The 12,829-nt window shown below is 72.8% G+C and carries 11 protein-coding genes; 7 read left to right on the top strand and 4 right to left on the bottom strand.

The genetic code is table 11. The features are described 5' to 3' along the window. Nucleotides 1-64 precede the first annotated feature (64 nt). Both AC1DQF_RS05565 and AC1DQF_RS05560 read right to left on the bottom strand, forming a co-directional pair. Nucleotides 65-1,240, bottom strand: coding sequence for a dipeptidase (locus AC1DQF_RS05565; protein WP_477524213.1), 1,176 nt, complete (start codon nt 1,238-1,240; stop codon nt 65-67). A gap of 1 nt (nt 1,241) precedes the next feature. Further along, nucleotides 1,242-1,730, bottom strand: a complete 489-nt coding sequence (locus AC1DQF_RS05560) for a glutathione peroxidase (RefSeq protein ID WP_477524212.1) — start codon at nt 1,728-1,730, stop codon at nt 1,242-1,244. Nucleotides 1,731-1,769: 39 nt separating this feature from the next. Here AC1DQF_RS05560 and AC1DQF_RS05555 point away from each other — a divergent pair, with 39 nt between their 5' ends. Both AC1DQF_RS05555 and AC1DQF_RS05550 read left to right on the top strand, forming a co-directional pair. Beyond that, complete coding sequence (locus AC1DQF_RS05555; RefSeq protein WP_477524211.1) at nt 1,770-4,475, top strand: DEAD/DEAH box helicase; 2,706 nt, start codon at nt 1,770-1,772, stop codon at nt 4,473-4,475. After that, complete coding sequence (locus AC1DQF_RS05550; RefSeq protein WP_477524210.1) at nt 4,472-5,191, top strand: SWIM zinc finger family protein; 720 nt, start codon at nt 4,472-4,474, stop codon at nt 5,189-5,191. The genes AC1DQF_RS05555 and AC1DQF_RS05550 overlap by 4 nt, the downstream gene beginning before the upstream one ends. A gap of 3 nt (nt 5,192-5,194) precedes the next feature. Here the strand turns inward: AC1DQF_RS05550 and AC1DQF_RS05545 are convergent, their stop codons facing one another. Together AC1DQF_RS05545 and AC1DQF_RS05540 are read right to left on the bottom strand one after the other, a co-directional pair. Further along, nucleotides 5,195-5,710, bottom strand: a complete 516-nt coding sequence (locus tag AC1DQF_RS05545; protein ID WP_477524209.1) for a ferritin — start codon at nt 5,708-5,710, stop codon at nt 5,195-5,197. A gap of 11 nt (nt 5,711-5,721) precedes the next feature. Beyond that, nucleotides 5,722-6,276 carry a TetR/AcrR family transcriptional regulator gene (locus AC1DQF_RS05540; protein WP_477524208.1) on the bottom strand — a complete coding sequence of 185 codons (555 nt, stop codon included), beginning with the start codon at nt 6,274-6,276 and terminating at the stop codon, nt 5,722-5,724. 270 nt (nt 6,277-6,546) lie between these two features. Between AC1DQF_RS05540 and AC1DQF_RS05535 the strand changes: the two genes are divergently transcribed. Genes AC1DQF_RS05535 through AC1DQF_RS05515 form a run of 5 tightly spaced genes read left to right on the top strand, consistent with a single transcriptional unit; the run spans nt 6,547 to nt 12,773 of the window. Further along, the gene (locus tag AC1DQF_RS05535) at nt 6,547-7,182 is read left to right on the top strand and encodes a TetR/AcrR family transcriptional regulator (RefSeq protein ID WP_477524207.1); all 636 of its coding nucleotides are present in this window, start codon (nt 6,547-6,549) and stop codon (nt 7,180-7,182) included. Nucleotides 7,183-7,191: 9 nt separating this feature from the next. Beyond that, complete coding sequence (locus AC1DQF_RS05530) at nt 7,192-8,799, top strand: carboxyl transferase domain-containing protein (protein WP_477524206.1); 1,608 nt, start codon at nt 7,192-7,194, stop codon at nt 8,797-8,799. 5 nt (nt 8,800-8,804) lie between these two features. Continuing rightward, nucleotides 8,805-10,778 carry an acetyl/propionyl/methylcrotonyl-CoA carboxylase subunit alpha gene (locus AC1DQF_RS05525; RefSeq protein WP_477524205.1) on the top strand — a complete coding sequence of 658 codons (1,974 nt, stop codon included), beginning with the start codon at nt 8,805-8,807 and terminating at the stop codon, nt 10,776-10,778. Continuing rightward, complete coding sequence (locus AC1DQF_RS05520; protein WP_477524204.1) at nt 10,771-11,688, top strand: hydroxymethylglutaryl-CoA lyase; 918 nt, start codon at nt 10,771-10,773, stop codon at nt 11,686-11,688. The genes AC1DQF_RS05525 and AC1DQF_RS05520 overlap by 8 nt, the downstream gene beginning before the upstream one ends. Beyond that, a complete protein-coding gene (locus AC1DQF_RS05515; RefSeq protein WP_477524203.1) occupies nt 11,685-12,773 on the top strand; it encodes a hypothetical protein in 1,089 nt (362 codons plus the stop codon). Before AC1DQF_RS05520 ends, AC1DQF_RS05515 begins: the two co-directional genes overlap by 4 nt. Nucleotides 12,774-12,829: the final 56 nt, after the last annotated feature.

Raw genomic sequence — 12,829 nt, 5'->3', positions numbered from 1 at the left:
GAATGGTGTCAGTTGCCACCGACAACTACCCACTACTTTAGAACAGTTCTCGGCGTGGCCTGGCTCACCCCGGCGGGCGGTCGAGCTCCTCGATGCGGGCCAGGCTGGGGCCCCGCTCCGCACGGATCGCCCGCCCGCCGGACTCGACGTCGCGCATCACCCGCAGCACGTTGCGGCACGTCAGCCGGGCCAGGTCGTCGCCCGACCAGCCCCGGTCGGCCAGAGCGGAGAGCAGCGCCGGGTAGCCGGTGACGTCCTCGAGGCCGGTCGGCAGCACCTCGACACCGTCGTAGTCGCCCCCGAGCCCCACGTGGTCGATGCCCGCGACCTCGCGCACGTGCTCGCAGTGCGCGACCACGTCGGCGAGGTCGGCGACCGGCTCCGGGTGGGCCGCGCGGTGGGCGGCGTACCACGGCGAGAATCGGACGTTGTCGGCCTCCGCGATCCCCTCGGCGGCCGCGGCCTCGACGGCGCCGCGGTGCCAGTCGGCGCACGCCTGGTTCACGAACTTGGGCACGAAGGTCACCATGCAGACCCCACCCTGGTCGCGCACTGACTCCAGGACGTCGTCCGGGGCGTTGCGCGGGCTGTCGGTCACCGCACGGGCCGAGCTGTGGCTGAAGATCGCCGGCACCTCGGCGATGGCGAGGGCGTCGCGCATCGTGTCGGCGGAGACGTGGGACAGGTCGACCATCATCCCGATGCGGTTCATCTCCCGCACGACCTCGCGACCGAAGGCGGTCAGTCCGCCGGCGACGGGCCGGTCGGTGGCGGAGTCGGCCCACGGGGTGTTCGCGTTGTGGGTCAGCGTCAGGTACCGCACGCCCAGGGCGTGCAGCCGGCGCAGCGTCCCGAGGGAGCAGTCGATCGAGTGACCGCCCTCGGCGCCCATCAGGGAGGCGATCCGCCCGGAGGCCCACGCCGCCTCGACGTCGTCGGCGGTGCGCGCCAGCACCAGCCGGTCGGCGTACCGCTCGGTGAGGGCGTACGCCGCGTCGACCTGCTCGAGGGTGGCGCTGACCGCGTGGTCGCCGGTCAGCCGCGTCGGGACGTAGACGGACCAGAACTGCGCGCCGACCCCGCCGTCGCGCAGGCGGGGCAGGTCGGTGTGGGTGGGGGTGCCGCCGGCGCCGACGTCGAGCCGGTCCCAGTCGTAGGCCACCAGGTCGCGGGCCGTCCACAGCAGGTCGTTGTGGCCGTCGACGACCGGGTGGTCGGCGAGCAGCGCGGCGAGGTCCACGTCAGCCGAGGAGCGACTCGACGCGGTCGACGAGCTGTGGGTCCTGGGGCTCCACGACGGGGCCGAAGCGTGCGACGACGGTGCCGTCGGCGTCGACGAGGAACTTCTCGAAGTTCCACTGGACGTCGCCGGCCTCGCCCTTCTCGTTCGGCGTCTCGACGAGCCCGCGGTAGATCTCGTGGCGGTGCTCGCCGTTGACCTCGACCTTCTCGCTCATCGGGAACGTGACGCCGTACGTCGCCGAGCAGAACTCCGCGATCTCCTCCTCGGTGCCGGGCTCCTGCCCGCCGAACTGGTTGCAGGGCAGGCCGACCACCGTGAAGCCGCGGTGGCCGTACTTCTCCTGGAGCTCCTCGAGGCCGGTGTACTGCGGGGTCAGCCCGCACTTGCTGGCGACGTTGACCAGCAGGGCGGGCCGGCCGCCGGTGAGGTCGCGCAGCGTGCCGGGGGTGCCGTCGAGGCGGGCCAGGGAGGAGTCGAGGATGCTCATGGGTACGACGCTAGCGTGGGCCGAGTGAGTTTTGTCCCGGTGAGCGGTCCCGCCACGTTCAGGGCGGGCGAGCAGCCCCGCGACGGGACGGTCGAGTTCACCGGTGGGCAACGCACGGTGAGCCTGCCGATCCGTGGCGCGCTCCCGGTGCTGACCCGGGCCCACGCCCAGGCTGACGTCCACCCGAGCGTCACCCTGCTCAGCGGTGCCGCGCTGCTCGGCATGCGGCTGGTCGCCGCCGGCCGGTTCGGTCCCGACGACACCGGCACCCGCTGGCAGGTGGCCGGCCTCGACGCCACCGACGAGGACCGCATCGCCCAGCTGGCCCGGGCACGGGCCCGCGAGGGTCTGGACGTCGGAACAGCCGAGGGCATCGTCCGGGCCGTGCTCGACGCCGTGGCCGACGCGATGCCCCGGGCGGCGCCCCTGGCCACCCGCCGCAGCCCGGCACGCGCGGCCGCGCCCGCCGCACCCGAGCACCGGGTCGATCCCGACTTCACCCGCCGCCTCGAGGAGCGGGTCGCCCGCGCCCGGGCCCGTGGCAACGACGACCGCCCCCAGCTGGTCAACCTCGCCGTCCGCGTCGAGGCCGACGAGGAGGAGCTGGTCGCGGGCGCCGTACGACTCGTGCTGCAGGTCGTGGCCGCCGACAACGCCGCACACGTCGCGGACGCCGCGCTGCTGTGGACCGAGGCCGACGAGCCGGGCAGCAGCCACGGCTTCGGCGACCGGGCCCGCACCCACGCCTCCATCGCCCTGCGCGCCGCGGCCGAGGCGTGGCCGGTGCTCGACCGGCTGCTGGCGCTGCGGGTGCCCGACCAGATCACCCTGGACAGCGACGAGCTGCTGAGCCTGCTCGACGAGGGGGCGATGGCCCTCGACGCGGTCGGCGTGCAGCTGCTGTGGCCGCGCTACCTCGACCGGGACGTGACCTCCCGGGTCGTGCTGTCCGGTCCCAGGACCACCCGGGAGGAGCCGCTCCAGACGGGACTCTTCGGCCCGGACGCGCTCTTCGGCTTCTCCTGGCAGCTGGCGCTGCACGGAGACGCGCTCACCGACGACGAGATGGACGAGCTGGCCGGCGCCGCGACACCCATCATCAAGATCCGCAACAACTGGACCGTCGTCGACTCCGCGGTCCTCAAGCGGGCGCGCAAGCGGCTGATCAAGCGCGTCGCCCCCGCCGCCGCCCTGGCCGCGACGCTCACCGAGGTGGTGCAGGTCGAGGAGGTCGAGCACCAGGCGGTCGTCGGCGCCTCGCTGCTCAAGGTCCGCGACCAGCTGCGCACCGCGGCGGTGCGGGACCCCATCGAGGTGCCGGCCGGGCTGGCGGCCACCCTGCGCGACTACCAGCGCCACGGCTTCAGCTGGCTGGCCGAGCTCACCGGGCTCGGCCTCGGCGCCTGCCTCGCCGACGACATGGGGCTGGGCAAGACGATCACCCTGATCGCGCTGCACCTGCACCGCCACGAGGCCGGAGGCCCGGGGGGACCGACGCTGGTGGTGTGCCCGGCGTCCCTGCTGGGCAACTGGGAGGCCGAGATCCGGAGGTTCGCCCCCGGTGTGCCCGTCCGGCGCCTGCACGGGGCGGGGCGCACGGTGGAGGGGCTTGTCGGTGACGCGGGGTTCGTGCTGACGACGTACGGGACGATGCGCAACGACGCCGAGCAGCTGGCAGGCGTCCCGTGGGGGCTGGTGGTGGCCGACGAGGCGCAGCACGTCAAGAACGCCCAGTCCTCGACCGCCCGGGCCCTGCGGACCATCCCCAGCGCCGCCCGCGTCGCGCTGACGGGCACTCCGGTGGAGAACAACCTCACCGAGCTGTGGGCCATCCTGGACTGGGCGATCCCCGGACTGCTCGGCAGCCGCAACGCCTTCCGCAAGGTGTGGGCGGGCCCCATCGAGTCCGGCCTCGAGCCGACCAAGGCCCGCCAGTTCGCCGACCTGATCGGGCCGTTCCTGCTGCGTCGGCGCAAGTCCGACCCCGGGATCGCACCCGAGCTGCCGGCCAAGACCGAGACCGACCACCTCATCGGCCTGACCCGCGAGCAGGTCGTGCTCTACGAGACCTACGTGCGTGACTGCATGCGGCGCATCGAGGAGGCCGACGAGGACACCCGCCGCGGCCTGGTGCTCACGCTGCTGACCGGGCTCAAGCAGATCTGCAACCACCCGGCGCACTTCCTCAAGCAGTCCGACCCGCGCCCCGCCGGACGCTCGGAGAAGCTCGACCTCCTCGACGAGCTCATCGGCACCGTGCTCGCCGAGGGGGGCGCCGCACTGGTCTTCACGCAGTACGTCGCCATGGCGCGGCTGCTCGAGCGCCACCTGGGCCGCGCGGGGGTGCCCCACCAGTTCTTGCACGGCGGCACGCCCGTCTCCGAGCGCGAGGCGATGGTGGCCCGCTTCCAGGCCGGCGAGACCCCGGTCTTCCTGCTGTCGCTCAAGGCGGGCGGCACCGGGCTCAACCTCACGCAGGCCGACCACGTCATCCACGTCGACCGCTGGTGGAACCCCGCCGTCGAGGAGCAGGCCACGGACCGGGCCCACCGGATCGGCCAGACGCGCCCCGTGCAGGTGCACCGGTTCGTCACCCAGGGCACCATCGAGGAGAAGATCGCCGAGCTCCTCGCCCGCAAGCGCGCGCTCGCCGACACCGTGCTGGGCCGCGGCGAGGCCGGGCTCACCGAGCTGAGCAACGACGAGCTCCGCGACCTGGTGCAGCTGCGCGGGACAGGCCCGTGACCGGGAGCCAGACGGTCACCCACCCCCGGATCCCGCCACGCAGGGGTGGAGGAGCTGGCACGTGGTGGAGCAAGGCCTGGGGCCGGGCCGTGGAGGAGTCGGCGTTCGCGGTGGCCGAGCTGCGTCGGGGGCGGTCRCTCGCACGGGCGGGCGAGGTCGGCGCCATCGCGGTCGACTCCGGGTCCGCGGTCGCCGCGGTCACCGAGGGCGACGACGCGTGGACGGTCACCATCAGCGTGCCGACCCTGGACGACCGCGACCGCGCCACCTTCGTCGAGCTGGTCGGCGCCGAGTCGGGGCGGATCGCCGCCATGCTCGCCGGACAGCTGCCCTACGCGCTGCTCGAGGCGTGCGAGGAGGCGGGCATCGAGCTCCTGCCGTACGGCGGGGAGCTGGGCTCCACCTGCACCTGCAACTCGTGGCTGGACCCCTGCCCGCACGCGCTGGCCGTGCTGACCCAGGTGGGCTGGCTGCTCCAGGAGGATCCCTTCGTGCTGCTCCAGCTCCGGGGGCTGCCACGCGAGGCGGTACTGGCCGGGCTTCACGCGCTCGCGGTCCGCCGCTCCGACGCGGGCTCGGCCGGAGGGCACGGCGGGCCCGCCACCGGTGACGTGGCCGACGACCTCGCGGTCGCGGAGGACGCCGCGCTGCGGGCGGAGCGGATCCTCACGGCGCTGGAGACCGACCCGGGGGCCGACGTCGCGCGCTGGTGGTGAGGGTCAGGCCTTCGCCTCGGTGGTGGCGACCGGGCGCATGCCGAGCTCCTCGTCGAGCCGCAGCAGGCCGGGACCGTCGTCGTCGATCATCACGACGCGACCGATGATCTCGTTGACCGTGGCCTCCTCCTCGATCTGCTCCTCGAGGAACCAGTTGAGCAGCGGCCGGGAGTCGAGGTCGCCCTCGGCCTCGGCGGTCCGGTAGAGGTTGCGGATCGACTCCGACACCTTCTGCTCGTGCGCCAGGGCGGCCTGGAAGGCGTCGAGCACCGAGTCCACGGCGACGCTGGGCGCCTGGATGGCGCCGATCACCGGGTGGTTGTCGCGGTCGGCGACGTGGTCGATGAACTTGTTGGCGTGCACGATCTCCTCGTCCGCCTGGTGGCGCAGCCACGCGGACATGCCGGGCAGGTCCCTCAGCTCCAGCTCGATGGCCAGCTGGCGGTAGACCAGGGAGGCCTGGAACTCCAGCGTGATCTGCGCGTTGAAGGCGGTCTCGAGGGCGTCACTGAGCTTCATGAGGCCCCACCCTAACGGGGGGAGAGCAGCGCCCCGAGGGCCATGTCCCGCAGCAGGTCGTGCATCTGCGGGTCGGGCAGCAGGCTGCTGTGCGGGGTGGAGTTGAGCAGGCCGAACGCCACGTGCGCCATCGCCCGGGCGGGGTCGAGACCCAGCCCGGCGTGCACGAGGCGCAGCTGTCCGGCCCACACGTCGACGTACGCCCGTTGCAGCGTGCGCACCTGCTCGCGGGCGTCGTCGGCCAGCGAGGACCAGTCCCGGTCCTGCACGACGATCAGTGCCCGGTGGGCCAGGGCGAACTCGACGTGCCACTCGATGAGCGCCGCGACGRCGTCGGTCGGGCTGGCGGCGGCCTCGRCCCGCTGCCGACCGACGCTGAGCAGCTCCTCGCTGATGGAGACCAGCATCTCCGCGAGCACGGCGTCCTTGGACGGGAAGTGCTTGTAGAGCGCCGGGCCGGACATGCCGCACGCGGCTCCGAGGTCGGCCACCGAGACGCCGTGGAACCCCCGCTGGGCGAACAGGTCCGCGGCGATGTCGAGGATCTGCTGCCGCCGCGGACTCACCGGCCAAGGTTAGCGCCCGCTAACCACGATCCCGGACCTTGTCCGCGTGCGCAGGATCGGCGGGCAGGTGTGGGCGTCGGTCGTGCAGGTGCGTAGCTATGGCGGGCAGGTGTGGGCGTCGGTCGTGCAGGTGCGTAGCTATGGCGGGCAGGTGTGGGCGTCGGTCGCGCAGGTGCACGAGCTCCCATGGGTGTCGGCCTCGATACCGGCGCAGGTGCGCGACCTGTGGACAACGGGGTGGAGTCGTCGGGACGGGGTAGTAGCCCGGTCATGAGGACACCGAACTTCTCCTACTACCTGGCCGTGTTCGAGGCCGCCCAACGGATCATCCTGCGATCGGGGTGCGGAGCCGCCACGGTGCGCGCCGTCGCGACCGAGGGCGTCCTGAGCCCGAGCACGGTGCGCCACCACTACCGCAACCAGTCGCACCTCCTGGCCTGCGCGTTCGCCATGGTCGAGGACCATTTCGCCCGGCAGCTCTGGAAGGCTCCGGTGCGGGACGAGGACGCGACGGTCGCCGATGTCGTGCGCACCCTGGCGACCCGCCTGCCGACCGAAGGCCCTGGGCTCGACCAGCTGCGGCTGCTGCACGCCTACAAGGCGTGGGCCCGGCACGACTGGGACATGGCCGTCCTGATGGCCGGGCACGACGACCGGCTGCTCGAGCTCTGCCTGGGCTGCTGCCTCGGCCTGGGCCTCACCCGGGTGCAAGCCCTGCGACAGGCGCGCATCCTGCGCGCCCTCCTGACCGGGCTGGCGGAGGAGATCGTCACCCTCGCCGATCCCCCGGCGGGTGAGCTCGGCCTCGGCCTGCCCGACCGCCTCACCGATCGCGGCGTCCGGGTGATCCTCACCCAGCACCTCACGAGCGTCCGGCAGTCGACAGAGCAGGTTAACGATCGCTAACCTCAACGCGTGACCGACGCCAGCAGCGATCCCAGTGCCGCACCATCCGCCGCACCCACGATGCGCGACCTCGTCGCCGACCTCCGCGCGCGCCTCGAGGTGGTGCGTCGCGGGGGCAGCGAGGCGGCCCGGGCCAAGCACACCGGACGCGGCAAGCTCCTGGTCCGCGACCGTGTCGACCGGCTCCTCGATCCGGGGAGCCCGTTCCTCGAGCTGAGCGCGCTTGCGGCGTACGGGATGTACGGCCGCGACGCCGACGACGTCAACGCCGTGCCGAGTGCGAGCATCGTGACCGGGATCGGACGCGTCAACGGGCGCGAGTGCATGGTGATCGCCAACGACGCGACGGTGAAGGGCGGCACCTACTACCCGTTGACGGTCAAGAAGCACCTGCGCGCGCAGACCGTGGCCGCTGACAACAACCTGCCCTGCATCGCGCTGGTCGACAGCGGCGGCGCCTTCCTGCCGATGCAGGACGACGTCTTCCCCGACCGCGAGCACTTCGGCCGGATCTTCTTCAACCAGGCCAACCTCAGCGCGAAGGGCGTCCCGCAGATCGCGGCGGTCATGGGCTCCTGCACCGCCGGTGGCGCCTACGTGCCGGCGATGTCCGACGAGACGGTGATCGTCAAGGAGCAGGGCACGATCTTCCTCGGCGGCCCGCCGCTGGTGAAGGCCGCGACCGGCGAGGTCGTGAGCGCCGAGGACCTCGGCGGCGGGGACGTGCACGCGCGCAGGTCCGGCGTGGTCGACCACCTCGCCGAGGACGACGCGCACGCGCTGGCCATCGTGCGCAGCATCGTCGACACCCTGCCGGCCACGTCCGGCTACCCGACGCCCGGGCGCCGGATCGAGCCCGGTCCGGTCGAGGAGCCGCACGAGTCGCCCGAGTCGCTGTACGACGTCGTGCCCACCGACACCCGCACGCCGTACGACGTCCGCGAGGTCATCCGCCGCATCGTCGACGGCAGCCGCATGCACGAGTTCAAGAAGCTCTACGGCGAGACCCTGGTGACCTGCTTCGCCAAGATCCACGGCTACGACGTCGGGATCGTGGCCAACAACGGCATCCTCTTCAGCGAGTCGGCCCTCAAGGGCGCGCACTTCATCGAGCTGTGCAACCAGCGCGGCATCCCGCTGGTCTTCCTGCAGAACATCACCGGCTTCATGGTCGGTCGCGAGTACGAGAACCGCGGCATCGCCCGCGACGGCGCCAAGCTGGTCACCGCGGTGGCGTGCTCCGTGGTCCCGAAGTTCACCGTGGTCATCGGCGGGTCGTTCGGGGCCGGCAACTACGGCATGTGCGGGCGTGCCTACGACCCGCGCTTCCTGTGGATGTGGCCCAACGCCCGGATCTCGGTGATGGGCGGCGAGCAGGCGGCCAGCGTCCTCGCGACCGTCCGCACCGACCTCGAGACGCCCGAGCAGGAGGAGGCGTTCAAGGCCCCGATCCGCGACCAGTACGAGACCCAGGGCTCGCCGTACTACTCCACGGCCCGCCTCTGGGACGACGGCGTGATCGACCCCGCCGACACCCGCCGGGTGCTCGGCATGGGCCTGGCGGTGGCCGCCAACGCGCCCGTGCCGGACCCCTCCTACGGCATCTTCCGGATGTGATGACCATGTCCTCCTTCGACACCCTGCTGGTCGCCAACCGCGGCGAGATCACCCTGCGCGTGCTGCGCACCGCCCGTGCGATGGGCCTGCGCACGGTCGCGATCTTCACCGCGGCCGACCGCGACGCCCCGCACGTGCGGACGGCCGACGAGGCCGTCGAGGTGGCGAGCTACCTCGACGCCGAGGAGATCGTCGCGGCCGCCCGCGACAGCGGCGCACAGGCGATCCACCCCGGCTACGGCTTCCTCTCCGAGCGTGCCGCCTTCGCCCGTGCGATCGAGGGGACCGACGACCTCGTCCTCGTCGGTCCCAGCTCGGGCGTGATGGAGGCGATGGGCAAGAAGGACGCCGCCCGCGACATCGCGGTCGCCGCCGGCGTGCCCGTCGTCCCGTCGTACGCGAACGACGCGGACCCGGCCGGCTTCGCCTACCCGGTGCTGGTCAAGGCCGCGGCCGGTGGCGGGGGCAAGGGGATGCGCATCGTCCGGGCCGCCGACGAGTACGCCGCCGCCCTCGCCGCCGCGCGCCGCGAGGCGCTGAGCGCCTTCGGTGACGACACGATCCTCATCGAGAAGTACGTCGAGCACGGCCGCCACATCGAGGTGCAGGTCCTCGCCGACCACCACGGCAACGTCGTGCACCTCTTCGAGCGGGACTGCTCCACCCAGCGCCGTCACCAGAAGGTCCTCGAGGAGGCGCCCGCCCCGACGATCACCGACGCCCAGCGCGAGCTCGTCACCGGCAGTGCCGTCGCGCTCGCGCGAGAGGTCGGCTACGCCAACGCCGGGACCGTCGAGTTCCTCCTCGACAGCGACTCGGGGGAGGTCTACTTCCTGGAGATGAACACGCGCCTCCAGGTCGAGCACCCGGTGACCGAGGAGGTCGTGCGGGTCCGCGGGCAGCGGATCGACCTGGTCGCGCAGCAGCTGCTCGTCGCCGCCGGTCGCCCCCTCGACTTCACCCAGGACGACGTCTCCGTCGAGGGCCACGCGATCGAGGCCCGGATCTACGCGGAGGACTCCTTCGGCGGGTTCCTTCCCCAGGCCGGCACCGCCGAGCTGGTCCGCTGGCCGGCGCCCCCCTTCGCCCCGCCCGCCCCGCTGGTCGAGGAGGGCGCCCGCGTCCGCGTCGACGCCGCCCTCGAGTCCGGCCAGGTCGTCACCTCCGGCTTCGACCCGATGCTCGGCAAGGTCATCGCCTGGGGCGAGGACCGCGAGGCGGCCCGCGGGTCACTCGTCGACGCCCTCGACCGCACCGGCATCCTCGGCCTCACCACCAACACCGGCTTCGTGCGGGCCCTGGCCGCCGGGGCGGAGTTCCGCGACGCCACCATCGACACCGCGTGGCTCGACCACGCCGAGCTCGAGGCACCCGACGCCGAGGTCGCCCTCCTCACCGCCGCCTGGGTCGACGCGGTCCTGCACAGCCCCCGGTTCACCGACCGGCCCGGCGACCCGTTCGCCACCGACGGCTGGCGGGTGGCCGGTCCGCCCGCCCGCACCCTGGTGGCTCTCGAGACGCCCGACGGGCGCCGCGAGCTGCGCGTCGACGTGCCCGGCCACCGAGTCGACGACGTCGCCGTGAGCGAGCACCGTCTCGCCGACCACACGGCCGAGCTGTCCCTCGACGGCCACCGCGAGACGTCGTACGTCAACGCGACCGCGCACCGCATCGAGGTGGCCCACCACGGCCAGCGCCACTCCTTCGCACGGCCCGACGCCTTCGCCGACCACGGTCCGGCCGTCGGTGACGGCACCCTGCTGGCGCCGATGCCCGGCACCGTCCTCGACGTGCTCGTCGTCGTGGGCCAGCAGGTGGCCGAGGGTGAGACGCTGGGAGCCATGGAGGCGATGAAGATGGAGCTCGCGCTGAAGGCCCCCTTCGCCGGCACCGTCACCGAGGTGCACGTGGCGACCGGCCAGCAGGTGCCCCTCGGCGCCGTCCTCCTCGTCGTCGAGGAGGCAGAGACCGATGTCTGAGGCGCCTGCACTGCCCGAGCGGGTCACCATCTACGAGGTCGGACCCCGCGACGGCCTGCAGAACGAGAAGGCGATCGTCGCGACCGAGGACAAGGCCGAGTTCGTACGCCGCCTGGTCGCGGCCGGCCTTCCCGTCGTGGAGGCCACCAGCTTCGTCCACCCGCGCTGGGTGCCGCAGCTGGCCGACGCCGCCGACCTGATGACGATGCTGGGCGACGCCGGTCGCGTCCATCCCGTCCTGGTCCCCAACGAGCGCGGCCTCGACCGGGCCCTCGAGCTCGGCGTCCAGCACATCGCCATCTTCGGCAGCGCCACCGAGACCTTCGCGCGCAAGAACCTCAACCGCGGCCTCGACGAGCAGTTCGCGATGTTCGAGCCCACCGTCACCCGGGCCCGCGAGGCCGGGCTCGACGTCCGGGCCTACGTCTCGATGTGCTTCGGGGACCCGTGGGAGGGGGCGGTGCCGATCGACCAGGTGGTGCAGGTCGGCAGGCGACTCTTCGACCTCGGCGCCAGCGAGCTCAGCCTCGGCGACACGATCGGGGTCGGCACCGCCGGACACGTGAAGGACCTCGTCCACGCCTTCGTCGACGCCGGGATGCGCACCGACCAGCTGGCCATGCACTTCCACGACACCTACGGCCAGGCGCTGGCCAACGCCTACTCGGCGCTGCAGGAGGGGATCACCACCTTCGACGCCAGCGCCGGCGGCCTCGGGGGGTGCCCGTACGCGAAGTCGGCCACCGGCAACCTCGCCACCGAGGACCTCGTCTGGATGCTCACCGGCCTCGGCATCGAGCACGGGGTCGACCTCGACGCGGTGGTCGCGACCAGCGTGTGGATGGCCGGGCGCCTCGGGCGCCCCAGTCCCAGCGCCGTCGTACGGGCACTGGCAGACTCCGGGGCATGAGCCGCGTCGTCTACCTCCACATCGGGGCCCCCAAGACGGGGACGACCTACCTGCAGGACCGGCTGATGCTCAACCAGTCGTCCCTGGCCGCCCACGGGGTGACGATCCCGACGAAGAACCGGTTCGTCGACGCGGACCTCTTCCATTTCCGCGCGGCCCTCGACCTGCTCGAGCAGGACTGGGGCGGTGCGCCGGGGCACGCGCAGGGTTCTTGGGAGGCGATGGTCAAGCGCGTGCGCCGCGCCAGCGGGACCGTGGTCATCAGCCACGAGATCCTGGCTCCGGCCAAGCCGGACAAGATCGCCCGGGTCATGAACGACCTCGAGGGCAGCGAGATCCACGTCGTCTACTCCGCGCGCGACCTCGGCCGCCAGCTGCCCGCAGCCTGGCAGGAGAGCATCAAGCAGGGTCGCAAGTGGACCTTCAACCGCTTCCTGACCAAGGTCGAGCGCGGCCAGACGTGGTTCCGCAGCGCCATGGACCTGCCGACCGTGCTCGGCAGCTGGGGCGCCAAGCTGCCCCCCGAGCGGGTGCACGTCGTCACCGTCCCGCACGACCGCGGGCCCACCGGCAACGAGCTGTGGTTCCGCTTCTGCCGGGCCTTCGGCATCGACCCGGCGTGGGCGCCGCTCGACTCCGAGCGGGCCAACCGCAGCCTCGGCATCGCCGAGACGCAGCTGCTGCGCCGCCTCAACCGCCGCCTCGAGCTCCCGATGTGGCGCGACGCGACCTACGACGGCCTCATCCGCGAGCTGCTCGCCCAGGAGGTGCTGGTCAGCCGCGACTCGATCCCGGTCCGCCTGCCCCCCGAGCGCTTCGACCACGCGGAGGGCCAGGCCGAGCTGTGGATCGACTGGATCAAGGGCAGCGGCGTCGACGTCATCGGCGACGTGGAGGACCTGAGACCCCGCCGTCCCGAGCCGGACGCGCCGTGGCGCAACCCGGACCGGGTCAGCCCCAAGCTCCAGCTCGGCGCCGCCCTCGACGCCCTCACCGTGATGACCCGCGAGGCCGCCGAGCGCACCGCCGACGAGACCCCGGTCCGGCGTCTGCGCGACCAGGCCCGCCGGCTGCGCGAGCGGTGAGCCACGCCGCGGCCGCACCGGTCGCCGGGAGCCCCGGGGCCGCGCGCGCGTGGGGG

The organism is Nocardioides sp. P4_G4 (assembly GCF_056401085.1).
Note: the sequence above shows the minus strand (reverse complement) of the source record. Positions and strands in the feature narration are given on the sequence as shown.